Annotated in this window: 25 protein-coding genes and 1 tRNA gene; 22 read left to right on the forward strand and 4 right to left on the reverse strand. The window is 61.3% G+C overall.

The features are described from left to right. Together PMI38_RS27400 and dinB are read left to right on the forward strand one after the other, a co-directional pair. Nucleotides 1-270 (forward strand): hypothetical protein (locus tag PMI38_RS27400; RefSeq protein WP_238540153.1); only part of this gene is annotated, 270 nt, incomplete at its 5' end. Then, complete coding sequence (gene dinB, locus PMI38_RS02320) at nucleotides 212-1,270, forward strand: DNA polymerase IV (protein WP_162130456.1); 1,059 nt, start codon at nucleotides 212-214, stop codon at nucleotides 1,268-1,270. The genes PMI38_RS27400 and dinB, both read left to right, overlap by 59 nt. 28 nt (nucleotides 1,271-1,298) lie before the next feature. Here dinB and PMI38_RS02325 read toward each other — a convergent pair whose 3' ends face one another. The 3 genes from PMI38_RS02325 to PMI38_RS02335 all read right to left on the reverse strand — a co-directional run bounded on the left by PMI38_RS02325 (nucleotide 1,299) and on the right by PMI38_RS02335 (nucleotide 5,419). Continuing rightward, nucleotides 1,299-2,252, reverse strand: a complete 954-nt coding sequence (locus tag PMI38_RS02325; RefSeq protein WP_008090189.1) for a hypothetical protein — start codon at nucleotides 2,250-2,252, stop codon at nucleotides 1,299-1,301. A gap of 20 nt (nucleotides 2,253-2,272) precedes the next feature. After that, on the reverse strand, nucleotides 2,273-3,988 hold the full coding sequence (locus tag PMI38_RS02330) for a proline--tRNA ligase (protein ID WP_008090191.1): 1,716 nt from the start codon (nucleotides 3,986-3,988) through the stop codon (nucleotides 2,273-2,275). 162 nt (nucleotides 3,989-4,150) lie between these two features. After that, nucleotides 4,151-5,419: an OprD family porin gene (locus PMI38_RS02335; protein WP_008090193.1), complete on the reverse strand. Its 1,269-nt coding sequence runs from the start codon at nucleotides 5,417-5,419 to the stop codon at nucleotides 4,151-4,153. A gap of 727 nt (nucleotides 5,420-6,146) precedes the next feature. Between PMI38_RS02335 and PMI38_RS02340 the strand changes: the two genes are divergently transcribed. Both PMI38_RS02340 and PMI38_RS02345 read left to right on the forward strand, forming a co-directional pair. Next, a complete protein-coding gene (locus PMI38_RS02340; RefSeq protein ID WP_008090195.1) occupies nucleotides 6,147-6,566 on the forward strand; it encodes an HIT family protein in 420 nt (139 codons plus the stop codon). A 1-nt stretch (nucleotide 6,567) separates the two neighbouring features. Further along, nucleotides 6,568-6,774 (forward strand): SlyX family protein, encoded by a 207-nt coding sequence (locus tag PMI38_RS02345; RefSeq protein WP_008090198.1) that lies wholly within the window; start codon nucleotides 6,568-6,570, stop codon nucleotides 6,772-6,774. A 44-nt stretch (nucleotides 6,775-6,818) separates the two neighbouring features. On the opposite strand, the gene PMI38_RS27690 is transcribed toward PMI38_RS02345, so the two are convergent. Further along, a complete protein-coding gene (locus PMI38_RS27690; RefSeq protein ID WP_008090200.1) occupies nucleotides 6,819-7,412 on the reverse strand; it encodes a cold-shock protein in 594 nt (197 codons plus the stop codon). Nucleotides 7,413-7,689: 277 nt separating this feature from the next. On the opposite strand from PMI38_RS27690, the gene PMI38_RS02355 reads away from it, so the two are divergent. The 18 genes from PMI38_RS02355 (at nucleotide 7,690) to PMI38_RS02440 (ending at nucleotide 21,326) form a co-directional block, all read left to right on the forward strand. Further along, on the forward strand, nucleotides 7,690-8,163 hold the full coding sequence (locus PMI38_RS02355) for a Dps family protein (RefSeq protein ID WP_008090202.1): 474 nt from the start codon (nucleotides 7,690-7,692) through the stop codon (nucleotides 8,161-8,163). Between the two features lie 180 nt (nucleotides 8,164-8,343). Next, a complete protein-coding gene (locus PMI38_RS02360) occupies nucleotides 8,344-8,670 on the forward strand; it encodes a ribbon-helix-helix domain-containing protein (RefSeq protein ID WP_400709821.1) in 327 nt (108 codons plus the stop codon). A gap of 92 nt (nucleotides 8,671-8,762) precedes the next feature. Further along, on the forward strand, nucleotides 8,763-8,984 hold the full coding sequence (locus tag PMI38_RS02365; RefSeq protein ID WP_008090206.1) for an FmdB family zinc ribbon protein: 222 nt from the start codon (nucleotides 8,763-8,765) through the stop codon (nucleotides 8,982-8,984). An 89-nt stretch (nucleotides 8,985-9,073) separates the two neighbouring features. Further along, nucleotides 9,074-10,849, forward strand: a complete 1,776-nt coding sequence (aspS, locus tag PMI38_RS02370; RefSeq protein WP_008090208.1) for an aspartate--tRNA ligase — start codon at nucleotides 9,074-9,076, stop codon at nucleotides 10,847-10,849. Nucleotides 10,850-10,960: 111 nt separating this feature from the next. Further along, nucleotides 10,961-11,707: a YebC/PmpR family DNA-binding transcriptional regulator gene (locus PMI38_RS02375; protein ID WP_008090209.1), complete on the forward strand. Its 747-nt coding sequence runs from the start codon at nucleotides 10,961-10,963 to the stop codon at nucleotides 11,705-11,707. Nucleotides 11,708-11,895: 188 nt separating this feature from the next. Then, on the forward strand, nucleotides 11,896-12,420 hold the full coding sequence (gene ruvC / locus PMI38_RS02380) for a crossover junction endodeoxyribonuclease RuvC (protein ID WP_008090211.1): 525 nt from the start codon (nucleotides 11,896-11,898) through the stop codon (nucleotides 12,418-12,420). A gap of 107 nt (nucleotides 12,421-12,527) precedes the next feature. Then, the gene (gene ruvA, locus PMI38_RS02385) at nucleotides 12,528-13,145 is read left to right on the forward strand and encodes a Holliday junction branch migration protein RuvA (protein WP_008090213.1); all 618 of its coding nucleotides are present in this window, start codon (nucleotides 12,528-12,530) and stop codon (nucleotides 13,143-13,145) included. After that, nucleotides 13,142-14,188, forward strand: a complete 1,047-nt coding sequence (ruvB, locus tag PMI38_RS02390) for a Holliday junction branch migration DNA helicase RuvB (protein ID WP_008090215.1) — start codon at nucleotides 13,142-13,144, stop codon at nucleotides 14,186-14,188. The genes ruvA and ruvB overlap by 4 nt, the downstream gene beginning before the upstream one ends. A gap of 125 nt (nucleotides 14,189-14,313) precedes the next feature. Next, complete coding sequence (gene ybgC, locus PMI38_RS02395; protein ID WP_008090217.1) at nucleotides 14,314-14,766, forward strand: tol-pal system-associated acyl-CoA thioesterase; 453 nt, start codon at nucleotides 14,314-14,316, stop codon at nucleotides 14,764-14,766. Between the two features lie 2 nt (nucleotides 14,767-14,768). Next, complete coding sequence (gene tolQ, locus PMI38_RS02400; protein ID WP_008090219.1) at nucleotides 14,769-15,464, forward strand: protein TolQ; 696 nt, start codon at nucleotides 14,769-14,771, stop codon at nucleotides 15,462-15,464. Nucleotides 15,465-15,478: 14 nt separating this feature from the next. Beyond that, on the forward strand, nucleotides 15,479-15,931 hold the full coding sequence (tolR, locus tag PMI38_RS02405; RefSeq protein WP_008090221.1) for a protein TolR: 453 nt from the start codon (nucleotides 15,479-15,481) through the stop codon (nucleotides 15,929-15,931). After that, nucleotides 15,931-17,019, forward strand: coding sequence for a cell envelope integrity protein TolA (gene tolA / locus PMI38_RS02410; RefSeq protein ID WP_008090223.1), 1,089 nt, complete (start codon nucleotides 15,931-15,933; stop codon nucleotides 17,017-17,019). Before tolR ends, tolA begins: the two co-directional genes overlap by 1 nt. A 26-nt stretch (nucleotides 17,020-17,045) precedes the next feature. Beyond that, complete coding sequence (tolB, locus tag PMI38_RS02415; protein ID WP_008090225.1) at nucleotides 17,046-18,317, forward strand: Tol-Pal system beta propeller repeat protein TolB; 1,272 nt, start codon at nucleotides 17,046-17,048, stop codon at nucleotides 18,315-18,317. A 53-nt stretch (nucleotides 18,318-18,370) separates the two neighbouring features. Continuing rightward, the gene (gene pal / locus PMI38_RS02420) at nucleotides 18,371-18,868 is read left to right on the forward strand and encodes a peptidoglycan-associated lipoprotein Pal (RefSeq protein WP_008090230.1); all 498 of its coding nucleotides are present in this window, start codon (nucleotides 18,371-18,373) and stop codon (nucleotides 18,866-18,868) included. 6 nt (nucleotides 18,869-18,874) lie between these two features. Then, nucleotides 18,875-19,690, forward strand: coding sequence for a tol-pal system protein YbgF (gene ybgF, locus PMI38_RS02425; RefSeq protein ID WP_043272822.1), 816 nt, complete (start codon nucleotides 18,875-18,877; stop codon nucleotides 19,688-19,690). A 160-nt stretch (nucleotides 19,691-19,850) separates the two neighbouring features. Further along, nucleotides 19,851-20,498 (forward strand): 7-carboxy-7-deazaguanine synthase QueE, encoded by a 648-nt coding sequence (gene queE / locus PMI38_RS02430; RefSeq protein WP_008090233.1) that lies wholly within the window; start codon nucleotides 19,851-19,853, stop codon nucleotides 20,496-20,498. A gap of 16 nt (nucleotides 20,499-20,514) precedes the next feature. Beyond that, a complete protein-coding gene (gene queC / locus PMI38_RS02435; protein WP_008090235.1) occupies nucleotides 20,515-21,189 on the forward strand; it encodes a 7-cyano-7-deazaguanine synthase QueC in 675 nt (224 codons plus the stop codon). Between the two features lie 61 nt (nucleotides 21,190-21,250). Beyond that, nucleotides 21,251-21,326 (forward strand) — tRNA-Lys (locus tag PMI38_RS02440). Nucleotides 21,327-21,472 lie beyond the last annotated feature (146 nt).

Here is a 21,472-nt window from a genome sequence, read left to right on the forward strand (position 1 = left end):
GCCTGTGAGATCGAATTCTACGGATTTACTTCCCTGTGTCAAGCATTTACTTCAAAAAAACCTTTTTCCTTCAAACGTTTAGCGCTTGCCCAGGACCCGCAGCTTAGGCGCGGCGGGGCTTTCAGGCCGATTATCGTGGTGGGCTGTGAGCCATGGGGCTGCATGCGCTACTATCTGTATGAATTTACAGTACTGACGGTCGTCCATGTCTTTGCGAAAGATCATTCATATCGACTGCGATTGCTTCTACGCCGCCATCGAGATGCGTGACGACCCACGTCTGGCGGGGCGGCCCATGGCTGTCGGCGGTTCGCCCGACCACCGCGGGGTGATCGCCACGTGCAACTATGAGGCCCGCGCCTACGGTGTGCGCTCGGCAATGTCATCGCGCCACGCGCTCAAGCTCTGCCCTGATCTGCTCATCGTCAAGCCGCGCTTCGAGGCCTACCGCGAAGCCTCGCGTGAGATCCACGCGATTTTCCGTGACTACACCGAGCTGATCGAGCCGTTGTCGCTGGACGAAGCGTACCTGGATGTCAGTGACAGTCAGTGGTTCGCCGGTAGCGCTACGCGCATCGCCGAAGACATTCGTCGGCGCGTTGCCCGCACTTTGCATATCACGGTGTCGGCCGGCGTAGCGCCCAACAAGTTCCTGGCCAAGGTCGCCAGCGACTGGCGCAAGCCCAATGGGCTTTTCGTGATAACGCCGGACCAGGTCGAGGCGTTTGTCGCAGCCTTGCCCGTCGCCAGGCTGCACGGCGTGGGCAAGGTGACGGCAGACAAGCTCACGCGGCTGGGGATCGACACCTGCCTGGACCTGCGGGCATGGTCTCGGCTGGCGCTGGTGCGCGAGTTCGGCAGTTTTGGCGAGCGGCTATGGGGGCTGGCGCGGGGCATCGACGATCGGGCTGTGCACAATGACAGCCGGCGGCAGTCGGTCAGCGTGGAAAACACCTACGACACGGATCTGCCGGACCTGGCCAGTTGCCTGGAGCGTTTGCCGGAGCTTCTCGACAGCCTCAACCAGCGTATTGCGCGAATGGACGACAGCTACCGCCCGGAAAAACCCTTCGTCAAGGTGAAGTTCCATGATTTCAGCCAGACCACGTTGGAGCAGGCGGGGGCAGGGCGGGACTTGGAGAGTTATCGGCAGCTGATGCGCCAGGCCTTCGCCCGGGGTGGCAAGCCGGTACGTTTGTTGGGGGTAGGGGTGAGGTTGCGGGATTTGCGCGGTGCGCACGAGCAGCTGGAGTTGTTCTCGGATAAATGAAAAGGGCTGCCAGAGGCAGCCCTTTCATTCATTGCACGCCCGGATCGGCCACCAACCGACCCGTGGCCTTGGTCAGTGTCTGCAAAAACTCCTGCTGCAGCTCGGGGTCGTTGCGGGTCAGCTCGACCAGGCTCTGCTCCATCTCGCTGGCTTCCTCTTCCAGGCCCAGCTCCGACAGGCGCTTGACCCGGTGCACCCACTGGCCGACATCGTCGTCTTCGAGATCGTCGAAGATCAGCTCGTGGGCTTCTTGCAGCTTGTTGCGCAAGGTGGCGCTTACCAGCAGGCTGGCATCGCCGCGCACCGCGTTTTCCTCATCGACCACCTGCAAGTGCAGGGTGCCGACGTGGTTGAGGTGCTGCTCCGAGAACGGGCTGTCCAGCAGGTTCAGGCGCAGTATCCCGTTCCTGTCGGTGGTCAGCTCGTGGGACAGCTTGCCGGCCTTCACTTCGACCAGGCGTTCGCTCCACGGCAGGCTGGTGTATTCCTCGCGCTTGTCCTTCTGCACTTCGCTGATGCCCGCCAGGTTCTGCTGGGCGCGGCCATTGGACTGCACGTTCATGAACGGGTTGAGCCCGGCCACGCCATAGCTGAACCAGTCGTGAGTCACGCTCTCGGGCAGGTTGCCCAAGGCGAAGACATTGACCACGTTGGCGCCGACGCCGGCCACCACGGCAACCGCACCCAGCGGGATCTCGTAGACCTCCCGCCAGGGTTGGTACGGCGTGTAGCGATCGTAGCGACGGGTGACTTCGAATTCGGTGATTTCGAAGCGCTTCTGTTCATGGATGCGCACACGTCGTTGCGGAAGCTCCATCACCTTCGGCTCGCCGACATCGATCTGCAGGGTGTGTTCGAGCAGTTTGCGCTCGACGCGCTCTTCATGCTCGCTGCGCTGGGACATCTGGTTGGCGCAGCCGCTGACGAGCAGGGTGCCGCACAGTGCGGCACCCCCCAGGGTAAAGGTACTTCGCTTGGACATGATCACTCGTGCTTTGGTTATCAGCGGCGAACGCGGGCCTGCAGGAAGCTCAGCACTTCATTGAGCGGCAGCGGTTGGGCGTCCTGCTCGGTGCGGTGCTTGTATTCAAGGTTGCCATCGGCCAGGCCGCGGTCGCTGACGACGATACGGTGCGGGATGCCGATCAGCTCCATGTCGGCAAACTTGATGCCTGGGCTGGTTTTCTTGTCGCGGTCGTCCAGCAGGACTTCGAAGCCGGCGGCGGTCAGTTCGGCATACAGCTTGTCGGTTGCTTCGCGCACGATCTCGGTTTCGTAGCGCAGCGGCACCAGGGCGATCTGGAACGGTGCCAGGGCGTCGTTCCAGATGATGCCTTTGTCGTCATAGCTCTGCTCGATGGCAGCGGCGACCACGCGGGACACGCCGATACCGTAGCAGCCCATGGCCAGGGTCACCGGCTTGCCGTTCTCGCCCAGTACCTGGCACTTGAGCGCCTCGCTGTACTTGGTGCCGAGCTGGAAGATGTGGCCGACCTCGATGCCGCGCTTGATCACCAGGGTGCCCTGGCCATCCGGGCTTGGGTCGCCTTCGACGACGTTACGCAGGTCGGCGACCTGAGGTACTGGCAGGTCACGCTCCCAGTTGACGCCGAAGTAGTGCTTGTCGTCGATGTTGGCGCCAATGCCGAAGTCGCTCATCAGGGCGACCGAACGGTCGATCACGCATTCCAGCGGCAGGTTCAGCGGGCCGAGGGAGCCTGCGCCGGCACCGATGGCTTCGCGCAGTTCGGCGTCGGTGGCCATGACCACTGGGTCGGCGACCTGTTCCAGCTTGGCTGCCTTGATTTCATTGAGTTCGTGGTCGCCACGGACCACCAGGGCTACCAGCTTGCCTTCCTCGGCGCCGCGCACGATCAGGGTCTTGACGGTCTTTTCGATAGGCAGGCCGAAGTTCTCGACCAATTGGGCGATGGTCTTGGCATCCGGGGTGTCGACCAGGCGCAGTTCTTCGGTAGGCGCCGAGCGCACGGTTTCGCGCGGGATGGCTTCGGCCTTCTCGATGTTGGCGGCGTAGTCGGAGCTGTCGCTGAAGATCACGTCGTCTTCGCCGGAGTCGGCCAGTACGTGGAATTCATGCGAGTAGCTGCCACCGATGGAGCCGGTGTCGGCCTGCACTGGGCGGAAATCCAGGCCCAGGCGGGTGAAGACGTTGGAGTACGCCTGGTGCATGCGGTCGTAGGTTTCCTGCAGGGAAGCCTGGTCGGCATGGAAGGAGTAGGCGTCCTTCATGATGAATTCGCGGCCACGCATCAGGCCGAAGCGCGGACGGATCTCGTCACGGAATTTGGTCTGGATCTGGTACATGTTGAGCGGCAGCTGTTTATAGCTGGACAGCTCGTTGCGGGCCAGGTCGGTGATGACTTCTTCGTGGGTCGGGCCGACGCAGAAATCACGGTTGTGGCGGTCTTTCAGGCGCAGCAGCTCGGGGCCGTACTGCTCCCAGCGGCCGGATTCCTGCCACAGTTCGGCAGGCTGGATGCTCGGCATCAGCACTTCCAGGGCGCCGGCGGCGTTCATTTCCTCGCGCACCACGGCTTCGACCTTGCGCATGACTCGCAGGCCCATCGGCAGCCAGGTGTACAGGCCGGAGGCCAGTTTGCGGATCATGCCGGCACGCAGCATGAGCTGATGGCTGATGACCACTGCGTCGGCAGGGGTTTCTTTCTGGGTGGCGAGCAGATATTGACTGGTGCGCATGGTTAGCCGTGTCGATTGCCTAAGACATTGAAATGACCCCGCATTGTACGGGGGCGAAACGAAGGCGTACAGAATGCCCCAGGCGGGGGCAGTTGTCAGCCAAGAAAAAGCCCGGCGGGTTCGCCGGGCTTTTTCAGGTGCGGGGCACGCTATAAGCCAGGCTTACAGGATGCTCAGCGGGTACTCGACGATCAGGCGCAGTTCGTCCAGCGATGGGGAGCCGTAGTAGACGCCATCGGAAGAACGGTAGGTGGCTTGACGTACGCGGAAGCTCAGGTCCTTGGCAGGGCCTTCTTGCAGCACGTACTTGACGTCGATGTCGCGTTCCCATTCCTTGCCGTTGCTGGTGCCGGTGACGTTGGCATCGGTACCACGCACGTAACGGGTCATGAAGGTCAGACCCGGTACGCCGAACTCGGCGAAGTTCAGGTCGTAGCGTGCTTGCCACGATTTTTCGTCTTCGGCGTTGAAGTCGGAACGAGCGACGGAGTTAGCCAGGAAAATGGTGCCGCCGCCGTCCACGCCGTAACCGTAGTCGCCGTCGCCGGAGACTTTCTGGTACGCCAGGGTGAAGGTGTGGGCGCCGATGTTGTAGGCACCCGAGAAGCTGAAGGCGGTGTTGTCGAGCTTTTCGCCGTCGAACGCGGTGTACAGCGCGGCGCCATCGCTCTTGGTGTCATAGATGTTGAAGTCGAACACCAGGCCTTGCTTGTCGGAGATCGGCAGTGCCCAGTTGATGTTGCCGTAGTACTTGCGCCAGTAGTCTTCGACCTTGGAGTAGTACAGGCTGGTGCTCAGGTTGTCGGTGAAGGCGTAGGTACCGCCGACGACATCGGCCTGGGTCAGGTGCAGGCTGTCGTGGTCGGTTTCAGCCTGGGCGTTCAGGGCGGTGAAATGACCAGCGTGCAGGGTCAGGCCCTTGATTTCGTTGCTGGTGATCAGGGTGCCTTCGACGGTTTCCGGCAGCAGTCGGCTGTCGTCGGTGGCAAGCACTGGCAGGGCGGTGAACTGGGTACCATACTTCAGCACGGTATCGGAGAAGCGCAGTTTTACCGCGCCGCCGCCTTCGGAGAATTCGTCTTGCGAACGACCCTCGGAGTCCTCTGGGAACATGCCGGTACCGGCGCGACCGCGGCCGCTGTCCAGTTTGATGCCGAGCATGCCGATGGCATCTACACCGACGCCGACGACGCCTTGGGTGAAGCCCGACTCATAAGTACCCAGGAAGCCCAGGCCAGTTTCCTCTACGCGGCTCTGGCTGCCGGCCGGGTTGTTACGGAAGTCGCGGCTGAAGTACAGCATGCGAGTCTTGACGTTCAGCTGGCTGTCTTCGATGAATCCCTTGGACTCGTCCTGGGAAGAGGCCAGGGCCAATTGCGAGGTCCCTGCCGAAACGGCCAGGGCGATCATGCTCCACTTCATCACGCGCATCGTGACTTGCTCCTTTGGTTTTTAGGAAGAGTACTGCTGCGCCCAAGTCTTTTAGTTATATGGGGCAGCTCTTTCTTGTTATGTCGGCGGAAATGTATAGCACGCAGACTGTTGTTGGCGATATGGGCATATTGATCCTTTCGGGAACTTTATGGTCCTGTCGCTTTTAAGTATCTCCATGTCGCAAATCACGCTCCGGTTTCACGGGCGTGTAACCCCAGCGCTGTTCCTGTCACCGTTGTGCAATCGCTAAGTGTCGATTGCGGCTAGGGAAACTCCCTGGTCTGTCCAATGCAGCTGTTGTTATTTGTCGCGTACACCGCTTTATGCAGGTGTCGTGCCGACTTGGCGTGAAAGGAATGCAACAAGCATGCTCAAAATTAACAACGCTTCATGAAATTTTCACAAGCGTCATGGTCGGAGCGGGAAAAGCGCCGAAAACACGGGGTGCAACTTGTCTGATGGTATGCCGAAACGAATGAGGCAGGAAAACTCCAAAGCTGTCATAAAAGTCAATGTGTTACCGGGAACTGTTGAAGTTCAGTGGGGGGAGTGAGTAGAAGCGTAGTGGCGAGCACGTTTGCGGCCTCATTTTGGTGCGAAAAGTAGCGCTGTGTTACCGCCTATGTGCAGCCGTCAGTCTTTGATGAACTGAAAGCGTGCAGCCATGTATCCTTGCGCCCAAGTTCCCGCGGTCGCGGGCTGTTTCGCTTGATGGAGGTTTACCGTGTTTGTGATGGATTCGCGTCTGCAGCAAGATTCCCACGTGCTTGGCGATTTTCCGCTGTGCCGTCTGCTGGTTAGCAAAGATGCCAACTACCCCTGGTTCATTCTGGTGCCCAAGCGTGCGGGCGTGAGTGAGCTGTTCGACTTGAACCAGGAAGATCAGGCCCAGCTCTGGAAAGAAACCACTTACCTGGCCGAGGTGCTGAAAAGCGAGTTTGCAGCAGACAAGATGAATGTTGCCACGCTAGGCAATGTGGTCAGCCAGATGCACATGCATGTGATCGTTCGCCACAAGCATGACGCTGCATGGCCGGCGCCGGTCTGGGGCAAGGTGCCCGCTGTCGAGTATGGGCCAGGGCAGGTCGAGGCTATCCGGCTGCGCTTGCGCGATTTGCTCAAATCCGGTTACGAGGAGGCCTGACATGCCGTTGGAATCGCGCGTCATCGAGCTGGAAACCCGGCTGGCGTTCCAGGATGACACCATTCAGGCACTGAATGATGTGGTGGTCGCACAGGGGCAGGTGATCGAGCGCCTGCAACTGCAAATGGCCGAGCTGATCAAGCGCTACGAGGAAATGGTCGGTCAGTACGGCAATGAAGGCGAAGAGGCGCCTCCACCGCACTACTAGACAGAAGGGATGCAGCCCTGGGTGCCCCCCAGGGCTGGCAGTGGTCAGCGGCGATGTACCGCGACCACATCCTCGGCCTGCAGGCCTTTGTCGCGGTGCATCACCGAAAACTCCACACGCTGGCCTTCGACCAGAATGCGATGGCCTTCGCCGCGAATGGCGCGAAAGTGGACGAAGATATCGTCCCCCGAATCGCGCGAGATGAAACCAAAGCCCTTGGAAGTGTTGAACCACTTCACGGTGCCGGTATCGCGCTTGCCGGCGTCCAGTGGGGTGGCTTGGCTGGCGCGCGACTTACGGCCGCTACGGGCGAAGCCGACCGCCAGGTGCAGGGCGACCGCCAGGGTTGCGCAGACCAGGGCGGCCAGGTTGCCCATTTCCGGGCGCGCAAGCAGGGTCAAGGTTTGCAGAACCACGGCCACGACCAGCAGGGCGCAGGCCAGGTGTTGCAGTTGTTGACGTGCGCCACGGTAATAAAGTGGCACGACCGGGGCCAGCAGCAGGTTGAGCAGGCCGAGCAGGCCCAGGTAGACCGCATCGGGTTGCTGCAGGAAGGGTGTTGCTTCGGTTTTCAGGCTGGGCATGAGCGAGAGCAGCAAAGCCGCAACGCCCGTCACCAGGTGGACGATCTTGAACATGGGTTGGCTCACAGTTGATAAGGCCGATCACAGGAAGAGCTGGCGGCACGGTGCGCATGAGGTGTAGAGCGCGAACACGCAGCACGCCAGCCTATGCACCCGGCAATAACAGTCCGCACGGGTGGCACCTTGCCTATTTAACAGCAAAGGCTGGGCCTTCTCAAACGCACGAGGCGGATGGCAATGGTTTGCCCTGGGTCATGGGCGGGGTGGTCAAAGTGTTGATACAGTGTTTCAGGCCCGCTTGATCATCAAGCCAAATGGAAAGGGGAACTTCATGGCAATCGATATCGGTATCAGTGAAGAAGATCGCAAGTCCATCGTCGAAGGGCTTTCCCGCCTGTTGTCGGATACCTACGTGCTGTATCTGAAAACCCACAACTTCCACTGGAACGTCACGGGTCCGTCGTTCCGCACCCTGCACCTGATGTTCGAAGAGCAATACAACGAGCTGGCCCTGGCGGTCGACTCGATCGCCGAGCGGATTCGCGCGCTGGGCTTTCCGGCACCTGGGTCTTATGCCTTCTACGCCCGTCATTCCTCGATCAAGGAGGAGGAGGGGGTGCCGGCTGCGGACGAGATGATTCGCCAGCTGGTTCAGGGTCAGGAAGCCGTGGTGCGCACCGCGCGCAGTATTTTCCCCGTGGTGGACAAGGTCAGTGACGAACCTACTGCCGACCTGCTGACCCAGCGCATGCAAGTGCACGAGAAGACGGCCTGGATGCTGCGGGTGCTGCTCGACGGCGAATAATCGAAAATTGTTGTAGGCGCTGTCCTAAAGCTCGGTCGATTGCTCCTCGGCCGGGCTTTTTCGTTTGTGCAGGAAGGCTTTGCCGCTGCTTTGTGTTCGTTTGTGCGCGCTTGATTTAGCCCCTGGGCCCTGCGCGGGTTGCGCAGGGATTTCGGTGGTAGCCAGTTAGTGGGGCGCGTGATGCAAGCGAATAAGCGGCGGGAAAGCCTGGGGCGATGGCCAGGCAAGCAGTGCATCGATCCGTTCAAGGCGGATTTCGACATGTTGCAGGTTCAGCCAGTGTCACGTTCGGTCCGGCTCAACGGTTTTTCTACCTGTTTGCGCCTGGAATCGATCTATTGGATGATTCTCCACCGTATCGCCGAGGCCAATGACTGCTCGGTCAGCGCCGTATTGTCGTACGTGGACCGCGAGGTGCACCTGCGCCAGGGCGGGGTGCGTAACTTCAGCGGGCTCATCCGGGTGATCTGCGTCGCCTGGTTGCTCGACCCGCCGAGTGTACGCTGATCGCCGGGCGGGCTGCGCAGTGCTTGTTAACCATATATAATCTCGCTTTTTGCTGCCCAGGCAGCCCGCGTAGTGGTTGACGAGAGACGTCCATGCCCCTTTATGACTATCAATGTGCTTCCTGCAATCACCAGATGGAGGTGCTGCAGAAGATCAGCGCCGCACCGCTGACCGATTGCCCGGCCTGTGAAGCGCCGGCGTTGAAGAAACTGCTGTCGGTTCCTGGCTTTCGCCTGAGCGGTAGCGGCTGGTACGAAACCGACTTCAAGACCGGGGCAAAAAAGAATCTGGCAGGCGGCGACAAGGCCGACTGAGTTGAATGCAGTAGCTGGGTCTTGCAGTATTAACCCTCTGGGCAAGGCCTCCACCGAATACACGAATCACGAGAAGCGAAACCACCATCATGATGCGCAGCCATTATTGCGGCCAACTGAACGAGAGCCTGGACGGCCAGGAAGTCACCCTTTGCGGCTGGGTCCATCGTCGCCGCGACCACGGCGGGGTGATCTTCCTCGACATCCGTGACCGCGAAGGCATGGCCCAGGTCGTGTTCGACCCGGACCGCGCCGACACCTTCGCCGCCGCCGACCGCGTGCGCAGCGAATACGTCGTGCAGATCACCGGCAAGGTGCGCAAGCGCCCTGAAGGTGCGGTGAATGCCAACATGGCCTCCGGTGCCATCGAGATCCTCGGCTATCAGCTGACCGTGCTCAACGAAGCTGAAACCCCGCCGTTCCCGCTGAACGAATACTCCGACGTCGGCGAGGAAACCCGCCTGCGCTACCGCTTCATCGACCTGCGTCGTCCGGAAATGGCCGACAAGCTGCGCCTGCGTTCGCGCATCACCAGCAGCATCCGTCGCTACCTGGACGAAAACGGCTTCCTCGACGTCGAAACGCCGATCCTGACCCGTGCTACTCCGGAAGGCGCGCGCGACTACCTGGTACCGAGCCGTACCCACGCGGGCAGCTTCTTCGCCCTGCCGCAGTCGCCGCAGCTGTTCAAGCAGCTGCTGATGGTCGCTGGCTTCGATCGCTACTACCAGATCGCCAAGTGCTTCCGTGACGAAGACCTGCGTGCCGATCGCCAGCCGGAATTCACCCAGATCGACATCGAGACCAGCTTCCTCGATGAGTCCGAGATCATGGGCCTGACCGAAAACATGATCCGCAAGCTGTTCAAGGAAGTGCTGGACCTGGAATTCGGCGAATTCCCGCACATGACCTTCGAAGAAGCCATGCGCCGCTACGGTTCCGACAAGCCCGACCTGCGTATCCCGCTGGAACTGGTCGACGTCGCCGACCAGCTGAAGGACGTAGACTTCAAGGTATTCGCCGGCCCTGCCAACGATCCGAAGTGCCGCGTGACCGCCCTGCGCCTGCCAGGCGGCGCCAGCATGCCGCGCAGCAAGATCGACGAGTACACCAAGTTCGTCGGCATCTACGGTGCCAAGGGCCTGGCCTACATCAAGGTCAACGAGCGCGCCAAGGGTGTCGAAGGTCTGCAGTCGCCGATCGTCAAGAACATTCCTGAGGCCAACCTCAACAACATCCTCGACCGCGTTGGCGCTGTAGACGGCGACATCGTGTTCTTCGGTGCCGACAAGTTCAAGGTGGTCAGCGAAGCCCTGGGCGCGCTGCGTATCCGCCTGGGTCACGACTTCGAGCTGCTGACCTGCGAGTGGGCGCCGATGTGGGTCGTCGACTTCCCGATGTTCGAAGAGAACGAAGACGGCAGCTTCACTGCGTTGCACCACCCGTTCACCGCGCCGAAGTGCACCCCGGAAGAGCTCGAGGCCAACCCGGCCACGGCCCTGTCCCGTGCCTACGACATGGTCCTGAACGGCACCGAGCTGGGTGGCGGTTCGATCCGTATCCACCGTAAAGAGATGCAACAGGCGGTGTTCCGTCTGCTGGGTATCGAAGCGGCAGAACAGGAAGAGAAGTTCGGCTTCCTGCTTGATGCCCTGAAGTTCGGTGCACCACCTCACGGTGGCCTGGCCTTCGGTCTGGACCGCCTGGTGATGCTGATGACCGGCGCCCAGTCGATCCGTGAAGTGATCGCCTTCCCGAAAACCCAGAGCGCTGCGTGCGTCATGACCCAGGCCCCTGGCATGGTCGACGCCAAAGCCCTGCGCGAGCTGCACATCCGTCTGCGCGAACAGACCAAGGTCGAGTAAGCGGACCCCGGGCGCATCCACATGGATGCGCCTTTGCGTTACGGCGCAGGAATTTGTCGTTGCGCCCCGTTCGGGGCGTAATTGTTTGTGTTTCAAGGATTTGGAGTTGTTATGGCTGGTCATTCCAAGTGGGCGAACATCAAGCACCGCAAAGAGCGCCAGGATGCCAAGAGAGGCAAGATCTTCACCAAGTGGATCCGTGAGCTGACGGTCGCGGCCAAGCAGGGTGGCGCCGATCCGGCCTCCAACCCGCGCCTGCGCCTGGCGCTGGACAAGGCCCTGGGTGCCAACATGAGTCGCGATATCATCGATCGCGCCGTGGCCCGTGGTGCCGGCACCAACGAAAACGACAACGTCGAAGAGCTCAGCTACGAAGGTTACGGCCCGGGCGGCGTGGCGATCATGGTCGAGGCCATGACCGACAACCGCAACCGCACTGCGGCTGCCGTGCGCCATGCCTTCACCAAATGTGGCGGCAACCTCGGTACCGATGGTTCGGTGGCTTACCTGTTCGAGCGCAAGGGGCAGATCAGCTTCGCGCCGGGCATCGACGAAGATGCGTTGATGGAAGCGGCGATGGAAGCCGATGCCGACGACGTGGTGGCCAATGATGACGGCTCGTTCGAGGTGTTCACTTCGTTCAACAGCTTCTATGCCGTGCGCAATGCGCTGGAGGAGGCGGGCTTCAAGGCGGCTGACGCGGAAATCGTCATGCAGCCGACCACCAGCGCGGAGCTGGATCAGGAGGGTGCCGAGAAGGTGCTCAAGCTGATCGACATGCTCGAAGACCTGGATGACGTGCAGAACGTCTATTCCAATGCGCAGATTTCCGACGAGATCATGGAAAAACTCGGCTAAGGTGTTCTGGCGCTTGCAGTCAGGCTTGTGAGTTTTCCGGCGCCTGTTCCGGCCCTTTCGCGGGACAAGCCCGCTCCCACAGGTTATCCACTGCTCCTGAGTACAGTGGATGCCCTGTGGGAGCGGGCTTGTCCCGCGAAAGGGCCGGCGCAGTTTGCAAAAATGCATCCCCTTGTACGATAGGCGTTATGACTCTGATTCTTGGTATCGACCCCGGCTCGCGCATCACCGGTTATGGCGTAGTGCGCCAGAATGCCCGCGGTTGCGAGTACGTGGCGTCGGGTTGTATCCGCACCGGTAGCGGCGAATTGCACGAGCGTTTGCTGATCGTCTTTCGCGGTGTCAGCGAAATTATCCGCACCCATGAGCCAGTGACCATGGGCATCGAGCGCGTGTTCATGGCGCGCAACGCCGATTCCGCGCTCAAGCTCGGCCAGGCACGTGGCGCAGCGATCGTCGCAGCCGCCGAGGCGGGGCTGGAAATCGCCGAATACAGTGCCAGCCAGGTCAAGCAGGCTGTCGCCGGCACCGGCGGCGCCAACAAGGAACAGGTGATGCTGATGGTCATGCACCTGCTCAAGCTCACCCAGAAGCCGCAGATCGACGCTTCCGATGCCCTGGCCATCGCCCTGTGCCATGCCCATACCCGCTCCAGCCTCGTGCCCCATGGCCTGGCCACGGCACGCCGGCGTGGCGGGCGCTTGCGTCTGTAGGCGCTTCATGCGCTGATACATTTTTTGTCCGGGTGAAACGTTCACCCGTTGCATTTGCTGATAGGGTTGACCGGTCTTTGACCGGCCCCGAGAGGAAGGATCGGAACGTGATTGGACGTTTGCGCGGCACCCTGGCGGAAAAGCAGCCACCGCACCTGGTTATCGATGTCAACGGTGTGGGCTATGAGCTCGAAGTACCCATGACCACCCTGTATCGCCTGCCCAAGGTGGGCGAAAACGTGACCGTGCATACCCACTTGGTGGTGCGTGAAGATGCCCACCTGTTGTACGGCTTCCATGAAAAGCGCGAGCGTGAGCTGTTCCGTGAGCTCATCCGGCTCAACGGCGTGGGTCCGAAGCTGGCGCTGGCGCTGATGTCGGGCCTTGAGGCCGACGAGCTGGTGCGCTGCGTGCAGGCCCAGGACACCTCGGCGCTGGTGCGCGTGCCCGGCGTCGGCAAGAAGACCGCCGAGCGGCTGCTGGTCGAGCTCAAGGACCGCTTCAAGGCCTGGGAAACGTCCCCGGCCATGTTCACCCTGGTGTCCGACGGCCCGGTGCCGGTCAGCAGTGCCTCCACGGCCGAGGCTGACGCTGTCAGTGCCCTGGTTTCCCTGGGCTACAAGCCACAGGAAGCGAGCAAGGCGGTGTCCGCCATCAAGGACAAGGCCGGCCTGAGCAGCGAAGACCTGATCCGCCGCAGCCTTAAAGGGATGATTACCAAGTGATCGAAGCCGACCGCCTGATCGCCGCCAGTGGCCGCGACCGTGAAGAAGTCCAGGACCGAGCGATCCGCCCGCTGCGCCTGGACGAGTACATCGGCCAGCCGGTGGTGCGCGAGCAGATGGCACTGTTCATCCAGGCCGCGCGCGGTCGCAACGAGTCGCTCGACCACACCCTGATCTTCGGCCCGCCCGGGTTGGGCAAGACCACCCTGGCCAACATCATCGCCCAGGAAATGGGCGTGTCGGTCAAGAGTACCTCCGGGCCGATCCTGGAGCGCCCGGGCGACCTGGCGGCCATGCTGACCAACCTCGAACCCCACGATGTGCTGTTCATCGACGAGATCCACCGGCTCTCGCCGGTGGTCGAGGAGGTGCTGTACCCGGCCATGGAGGACTTCCAGCTCGACATCATGATCGGCGAGGGCCCGGCGGCGCGCTCGATCAAGCTGGACCTGCCACCTTTCACCCTGGTCGGCGCCACCACCCGTGCCGGCATGCTCACCAACCCGTTGCGCGACCGCTTCGGTATCGTCCAGCGCCTGGAGTTCTACAGCGACAAGGACCTGGCGACCATCGTCAGCCGCTCGGCCGGTATTCTCGGCCTGACCATCGAGGACCAGGGCGCCTACGAGATCGCTCGCCGCGCCCGTGGCACGCCGCGTATCGCCAACCGCCTGCTGCGCCGTGTGCGTGACTACGCCGAGGTGCGCGGCAAAGGGCAGATCACCAAGGCCGTGGCCGACCTGGCGCTGAACCTGCTGGATGTCGACGAGCGCGGTTTCGATCATTCCGACCGGCGCCTGCTGCTGACCATGATCGAGAAGTTCGACGGTGGCCCGGTGGGGGTGGACAACCTGGCGGCGGCGATCAGCGAGGAGCGTCACACCATCGAGGACGTGCTCGAACCCTACCTGATCCAGCAAGGCTATATCATGCGCACGCCGCGCGGCCGTGTGGTCACCCGGCATGCCTACCTGCACTTTGGTCTGAATGTTCCCGGGCGCTTGGGCGAAGGGGGAGATTTTTCCGAAGCAGGCGATGAATGACAGATCGAAACCGGCTTTTCGTGGTCCTACCGCTGGCATGCCCTGGGCGCGCTGGCAATTCGACATTAATGAGCAAAAAACAGTTGCCGCAGCGGATTGGCAAGCTGAGGAGTAAGCACTAGAGTATGCGCGCGCAAAATGGCCTGGAACCTTTCGCACACCGCTGTCGCGTCTATTACGAAGATACCGATGCCGGTGGCGTGGTGTATTACGTCAACTACCTGAAATTCATGGAGCGCGCGCGTACCGAGCGGCTGCGACACCTGGGCTTTTCCCAGCAGCAACTGGCCGGGGACAACCTGTTGTTCGTGGTTCATTCCAGCGAAGCGCGCTATCACGCGCCGGCGCGCCTGGACGATGAGCTCCGGGTGACCGCGCAAGTACTTGAACTCAATCGCGCCAGCCTGCGTTTCGTACAGCAGGTCTGGCGGGAAAAGGATGAAACGCTGCTCTGCGAAGGGCAGTTCCTGGTGGCCGCCGTACGCGCCGACACTTTCAAACCCCGAGCCCTACCCCCGGAGCTGCGCGACGCCTTTATGGCGGACGGCTCGGGTAATCAATCGAATGCAGGAGAATAAGCGTGGAAGCTAACGTCGTCGACCATACCTCCATGTGGAGTCTGGTCAGCAATGCCAGCGTGGTGGTACAGCTGGTAATGCTGATCCTGGTGGCCGCCTCGGTCACCTCATGGATCATGATCTTCCAGCGCAGCACCATGCTGCGCGCCGGTCGTCGTGCGCTGGATGCCTTCGAGGAGCGCTTCTGGTCGGGTATCGACCTGTCCAAGCTGTACCGTCAGGCAGGCAGCAACCCAGACCCGGATTCGGGTGTGGAGCAGGTCTTCCGTGCCGGCTTCAAGGAGTTCTCGCGCCTGCGCCAGCAGCCGGGCGTCGACCCTGATGCCGTCATGGAAGGTGTAGGCCGTGCCATGCGCGTGGCCATTTCGCGTGAAGAAGAAAAGCTTGAGCAAAGCCTGCCGTTCCTCGCCACCGTCGGTTCCACCAGCCCGTACATCGGCCTGTTCGGTACCGTCTGGGGCATCATGAACTCCTTCCGCGGCCTGGCCAGCGCACAGCAGGCCACCCTGGCCACTGTTGCTCCGGGTATCGCCGAAGCGCTGATCGCCACCGCCATCGGCCTGTTCGCGGCAATCCCTGCGGTAATCGCCTACAACCGTTTCGCTGCTCGCAGCGAAGTGCTGATCGGCCGTTACTACACCTTCGCCGACGAGTTCCAGGCGATCCTGCACCGCAAAGTGCACACCAGCGAAGAGTAATCAGGTAGAAGCCCATGGCCCGAGTTCGCCACAAACGCAAGCCGGTCGCCGAGATGAACGTGGTGCCTTACATCGACGTGATGCTGGTGCTGCTGGTCATCTTCATGGTGACGGCCCCCATGCTCAACCAGGGGGTGAAGGTCGACCTGCCCAAGGTTTCCAGTGAAGCCTTGCCGCAGGACAACAACGTCCAGATCCTCACCATCTCCATCAAAGCCGACAAGACCTACTACTGGAACCTCGGCAGTGAAGTCGATACCGACAAACAGATGGACAAGGCCATGACCTTGCCCGACATGACCAGCGCGGTGACCAAGATCATTGCCGCCGGTCGCGACCAGGGCAAGCAGACCCAGGTCTTCATTCGTGGCGACAAGGCTGTCGACTACGGCGCGGTCATGGGTGCCATGGGCGGGTTGCAGAAGGCCGGTGTCGGTAACGTTGGCCTGATTACCGAGGCGCCCTGATGCAACAGCGAGAGCCATCCGCCTCGGAAAGCTACTTCTGGCCCAGCGTCTGGGCCATCGGCCTGCATGTGCTGGTGTTCGCAATGCTGTTCGTCAGCTTTGCCATGACGCCAGAGCTGCCGCCTTCCAAGCCGATCGTTCAGGCTACCCTGTATCAGCTCAAGTCCAAGAGCCAGGCGACTACCCAGACCAATCAGAAGATTGCCGGGGAAGCGAAGAAAACCGCCTCGCGCCAGACCGAAGTCGAGCAGTTGGAGCAGAAGAAGGTCGAGCAGGAGGCCATCAAGGCTGCGGAACAAAAGAAAGCCGACGCGGCTCAAAAGGCCGAGGAAGCTCGCGAAGAGGCCGAGGCGAAGAAGGCCGAGGCCGCCGAAGCCAAGAAAGCCGAAGCAGCCGAAGCCAAGAAAGCCGCCGAAGCCAAGAAGGCCGAGGAGGCGAAGAAGGCCGCCGAGAAGCAGCAGGCCGACATCGCCAAGAAGAAAGCTGAAGAAGAGGCCAAGAAGCAGGCCGAAGAAGAAGCCAAGAAACAAGCCGCCGAGGAGGCCAAGAAAAAGGCCGCCGAGGAAGCGAAGAAGAAAGCAGCCGAGGACGCCAAGAAGAAGACGGCGGCCGAGGAAGCGAAGAAGAAGGCAGCTGAAGAGGCCAAGAAAAAGGCCGCTGCAGACGCCCAGAAGAAAAAGGCACAGGAAGCGGCCCGCAAGGCGGCGGAAGACAAGAAAGCCCAGGCCCTGGCCGAGCTGTTGTCCGACACCACCGAGCGGCAGCAGGCGCTGGCCGACGAGCAGGGTGACCAGGTGGCCGGCGACTTCGACGACCTGATCCGACAGCGCGCGGCCGAGGGCTGGGCGCGACCACCTTCCGCGCGTAAGGGCATGACGGTGACCCTGCAGGTCAACATGTTGCCGGACGGCACTATCACCGGTGTTACCGTGATCCGCTCCAGTGGGGACGGTCCGTTTGACAGTTCGGCGGTGGCTGCGGTCAAGAACATTGGTCGTTTGACCGAGATGCAGGGTATGAAACCGGGCGATTTCAATCGTTATCGTTCGTTCAAGATGACATTTACACCTGAGGATCTAGCGTTGTGATTAAACTCCTTCGAGGAATGTTGGTCATGCTCTGCTGCGTGGCTGGCATGGCCATGGCAGAGGAAAAGAACATCCTGGTCACCAGCGGCAGCGATCGGGCAACGCCCATCGCGGTAGTGCCGTTCGGTCTGCAGGGTGGCAGCGTACTGCCGGAAGACATGGCCGACATCATCGGCAACGACCTGCGCAACTCCGGCTACTACTCGCCGATTCCGCGGCAGAACATGATCAGCCAGCCGACCCAGGCCAGCGAAGTCATCTTCCGCGACTGGAAAGCCCTGGGCGCCCAGTACGTGATGGTCGGCAGCATCGTGCCGTCGGGCGGCCGCCTGCAGGTGCAGTACGCCCTGTTCAACGTCGCCACCGAGCAGCAAGTGCTGACCGGTAGCGTCGCGGGCACCACCGACCAGCTGCGCGACATGTCGCACTACATCGCCGACCAGTCGTTCGAGAAGCTCACCGGCATCAAGGGTGCGTTCTCTACCCGCATGCTGTACGTGACCGCCGAGCGCTTCTCGACCAACAATACCCGCTACACCCTGCAGCGTTCGGACTACGACGGTGCACGTGCAGTGACGCTGCTGCAGTCGCGCGAGCCGATCCTGTCGCCACGCTTCGCCCCGGATGGCAAGCGTATCGCCTATGTCTCGTTCGAGCAGAAGCGCCCACGCATCTTCGTCCAGCACATCGATACCGGTCGCCGCGAGCAGGTCACCAACTTCGAGGGCCTCAACGGTGCGCCGGCCTGGTCGCCTGACGGTTCGCGCCTGGCGTTCGTGCTGTCGAAGGACGGCAACCCGGACATCTACGTGATGAACGTGGCGTCTCGCCAGATCAGCCGTGTCACCGCCGGCCCGGGTATCAACACCGAGCCGTTCTGGGGCAAGGATGGCAACACCCTGTACTTCACCTCCGACCGTGGCGGCAAGCCGCAGATCTACAAACAGTCGGTCAGCGGTGGTGGTGCCGAGCGCGTGACATTCGTGGGCAACTACAACGCCAACCCGAAACTTTCGGCGGACGAAAAGACCCTGGTAATGATTCATCGCCAGCAGGGTTTCACCAACTTCAAAGTGGCGGCACAAGACTTGCAACGCGGAAGTGTAAAGATTCTCTCCGAGACCAGTCTTGACGAGTCTCCCACTGTCGCGCCAAACGGCACCATGCTAATCTACGCCACCCGCCAGCAGGGCCGGGGAGTCTTGATGCTCGTGTCGCTTAATGGCCGCGTGAGGCTCCCACTTCCTACCGCTCAAGGCGAAGTCAGAGAACCGTCCTGGTCCCCTTACCTGAACTGATTGCGGCGTAATACTTTTGCTTAACACACTGGGGTTTCATTAGGAGTTTCACGATGGAAATGCTGAAGTTTGGTAAATTTGCTGCGCTGGCTCTGGCCATGGCCGTAGCTGTAGGTTGCTCCTCGAAAGGCGGTGACAACGCTGGTGAAGGCGCTGTTGATCCGAACGCTGGTTACGGCGCCAACACTGGTGCTGTCGACGGCTCCCTGAGCGAAGAAGCGGCCCTGCGCGCAATCACCACCTTCTACTTCGAATACGACAGCTCGGACCTGAAGCCAGAAGCCATGCGCGCTCTGGACGTTCACGCCAAGGACCTGAAGTCCAACGGCAACCGCGTTGTTCTGGAAGGCAACACCGACGAGCGCGGCACCCGCGAGTACAACATGGCTCTGGGTGAGCGTCGTGCCAAGGCCGTTCAACGTTACCTGGTTCTGCAGGGCGTTTCCCCTGCTCAGCTGGAACTGGTCTCCTACGGCGAAGAGCGTCCAGTTGCCACCGGCAACGACGAGCAGTCCTGGGCTCAGAACCGTCGCGTAGAACTGCGTAAGTAAGTTCCTATGCATAAGTGCCGTCGTGCTGTAACCGTCCTCGCACTCAGCCTTCCGCTTTCAGCGTGGGCTGCGGTTCCTGTAGTAGATGACAACGCAGGTGCTTACCCACCTTCGGGTTATGGCACGAGCGGCGCCTATGCCGGGGCAGGGGCTTCGACCCCTGCCTCGGCACAGGGCCAGCTGTTCATGCAGCTGCAACAGATGCAGGACCAGATCTCCCGCCAGCAAGGCATCATCGAAGAGTTGCAGAACGATGTGTCTCGCATGAAGCAGGAAAACCTGGAGCGTTACCAGGATCTGGATCGTCGCATCAACACTGGTGGCGCGCCTGCCGCGACCCCCGATAATTCCTCCACCGGTGCAGCTCCCGATGCTGCCGCCGGTGCCGCAGCTGGCGCCGCAGGCGCTGCTGCACAACAACCGGCCGCCAGCAGCGAGCCGGGCGATCCGGCGAAAGAGAAGCTCTACTACGACGCCGCTTTCGACCTGATCAAGCAGAAGGACTTCGACAAGGCCAGCCAGGCCTTCAATGCCTTCCTGCGCAAGTACCCCAACAGCCAGTACGCCGGCAATGCCCAGTACTGGTTGGGCGAGGTGAACCTGGCCAAGGGCGATCTTCCCGCCGCCAGCCAGGCCTTCGCCCAGGTCAGCCAGAAGTACCCCAAGCACAGCAAGGTGCCGGACTCCCTGTACAAGCTCGCCGACGTCGAGCGCCGCATGGGCCACACCGACAAGGTCAAGGGTATCCTGCAGCAAGTCATCACCCAGTACCCCGGCACCTCTGCCGCGCAGCTGGCGCAACGCGACCTGCAGAAGCTCTGAAACGTGCCTTTGGAAAGAAACCCGCGCTAGTCGCGGGTTTTTTCGTTAGAATCACTGCCCTTTTTTCGTAAACACGCTGCAGCGGATAACGCCTTGTCGAGTTCGCTGCAGTGCCTGACGGAGGCGGACAGCCTGTTTAGCTGTCACGCCCGTGGCGATCATGCAAGAAACACTACGCATTACCGAAGTCTTTTACTCGTTGCAGGGTGAAACGCGAACGGCTGGGCTGCCCACGGTATTCGTGCGCCTGACCGGTTGCCCCCTGCGCTGTCAGTACTGCGACAGTGCCTACGCCTTCAGTGGCGGCACCGTACGCACCCTCGACTCGATCATGGAGCAGGTGGCGGGCTTCAAGCCGCGCTATGTCTGCGTCACCGGTGGCGAGCCGTTGGCCCAGCCGAACGCCCTGCCGCTGCTGCAGCGCCTGTGCGATGCCGGCTACGAGGTTTCGCTGGAAACCAGCGGCGCGCTGGATATCTCGGCGACCGACGTGCGCGTCAGCCGCGTGGTCGACCTCAAGACCCCGGGTTCTGAAGAATCCCATCGCAATCTCTACGCGAACATCGAGCACCTGACCGCCAACGACCAGGTCAAGTTCGTCATCTGCTCCCGCGAGGACTATGACTGGGCAGTGTCCAAACTGATCCAGTACAACCTCGCCGAGCGTGCCGGCGAGGTACTGTTCTCGCCCAGCCACCACCAGGTGAACGCCAGCGAGCTGGCCGACTGGATCGTTGCCGACAACCTGCCCGTGCGTTTCCAGATGCAGCTGCACAAGCTGCTGTGGAACGACGAACCCGGACGTTGATTGAGAGTAAGAGCACATGACTGAGAAACGCGCGGTAATCCTGCTGTCTGGCGGCCTCGACTCGGCCACCGTTGTAGCCATGGCCAAGGCCGAGGGCTACAGCTGCTACACCATGAGCTTCGACTATGGCCAGCGCCACCGTGCCGAGCTGAATGCCGCCGCTCGCGTCGCCCGCGACCTGGGTGTGGTCGAGCACAAGGTCATTGGCCTGAGCCTCGACGGCATCGGCGGCTCGGCCCTGACCGACAGCAGCATCGACGTGCCGGAAACCCCGGGCGAGGGCATCCCGGTCACTTACGTGCCGGCCCGCAACACGGTGTTCCTGTCCCTGGCGCTGGGCTGGGCGGAAGTGCTGCAAGCACGCGATATCTTCATTGGTGTGAATGCCGTGGACTACTCCGGCTACCCGGACTGCCGCCCGGAGTTCGTCGAAGCGTTCGAGCGCATGGCCAACCTGGCCACCAAGGCCGGTGTCGAAGGGCAGGGCTTCCGTATCCAGGCGCCGCTGCAGAACCTGAGCAAGGCGCAGATCGTGCAGGCGGGTATCGCGCGTGGTGTCGACTACAGCCTGACGGTTTCCTGCTACCAGGCCGACGACGAAGGTCGCGCCTGTGGCAAGTGCGACAGCTGCCGCCTGCGCGCGGACGGCTTCAAGGCTGCCGGGGTAGACGACCCAACCCGTTATTTTTGAAAAAAGTTTTGATGGGGTGTTGATTTCTCGTTAGAAATCAGTATTATACGCGCCATCCAACGGGTCGTTAGCTCAGTTGGTAGAGCAGTTGGCTTTTAACCAATTGGTCGTAGGTTCGAATCCTACACGACCCACCATACGCAGTAAGTCAAAGCCCGCTACCGGAAACGGTGGCGGGCTTTGTCGTTTCTGGCGATCTGTCGTGGCTTCATCGCCGGCAAGCCGGCTCCCACAGGGTGCTCACTGCCCTCAATGGCTGTGCAGATCCTGTGGGAGCCGGCTT

It is taken from the genome of Pseudomonas sp. GM84 (genome assembly GCF_000282535.1).
Classification (GTDB): Bacteria; Pseudomonadota; Gammaproteobacteria; order Pseudomonadales; family Pseudomonadaceae; genus Aquipseudomonas.